Consider the following 326-nt stretch of genomic DNA (forward strand, 5'->3'; position numbering starts at 1 on the left):
CGGACCAGCCCGGCCAGGTCGGGCCGACGCTGGGTGCCACCCGCGGCGCGATGGGGCCGTTCATGCAGCAGGGCTATGGCTATAGCGGCGCCATCGGTGGCGCGCCGGCGACGATGGGCCCGGGCGGCGCGGTGCCCGGCACGATGCAGCCCATGCCAGGCCATCTTCCGGTCGGTCCGTCCCTGCCCTGATCTCATTGAGGGCCTGATCTGATTTAGTGCATTGGCCCGGGCGGAAACAGCGCGGCATTGGCGGCGATACTGGCGATATCGACCTTGTACGCCGGGCCGCGCGGGCGCAGCGCATCAAGCTCGACATGGCTGGGC

Annotated in this window: 1 protein-coding gene; it reads left to right on the forward strand. The window is 70.6% G+C overall.

Going from position 1 to position 326, the window contains the following annotated elements:
• On the forward strand, window positions 1-191 hold a 191-nt coding region (locus tag H926_RS33350; RefSeq protein WP_043609530.1), incomplete at its 5' end, for a hypothetical protein.
• Between the last annotated feature and the right edge of the window lie 135 nt (window positions 192-326).

The organism is Novosphingobium sp. B-7 (assembly GCF_000410615.1).
GTDB lineage: Bacteria > Pseudomonadota > Alphaproteobacteria > Sphingomonadales > Sphingomonadaceae > Novosphingobium > Novosphingobium capsulatum.